A 416-nucleotide genomic window follows, 5' to 3' on the forward strand; every position below is an offset into this window, starting at 1 on the left:
CATTGCTTATCCTGTTAAAAAGAGCGGCAATGAAAGCACAATACAACAGATCAATCAAATACGCATTCTGTTATTCCAATATATCAAAACAATCGATGTCTATATTAGAACTTTATTTTAATCTTTGCGCACTGATTTTCTAAAATTTTCCAAAAAGCTCTCCGCACCATAAGCCATATTCTAAAAAAGCATTTTATATCATAGACACCATAAGTTTTTTCTACACAACCGGTCACTACATCACTAATACTACTCTCTTCATACCAATTCCTTCTAAAACCAGTTTTTTTACAAAAATTTAAAATCATTGCCCAAAACAAAAAGTGCACCACCCCCCCCCCCACATAAATTTTACCTACAATAGCTTGTGCACAGGATAATATGGACCCTTCTTAGAAGGCATAAAATTTCTAAAG

General features: G+C 33.4%; 1 pseudogene. It reads left to right on the forward strand.

The features are described from left to right. Positions 1-121: pseudogene (locus J7R10_RS10145) on the forward strand (YdcF family protein); the annotation flags it as partial. Positions 122-416 lie beyond the last annotated feature (295 nt).

The organism is Bartonella vinsonii subsp. berkhoffii ATCC 51672 (assembly GCF_902825225.1).
In the GTDB taxonomy this organism is placed as follows: Bacteria; Pseudomonadota; Alphaproteobacteria; order Rhizobiales; family Rhizobiaceae; genus Bartonella; species Bartonella berkhoffii.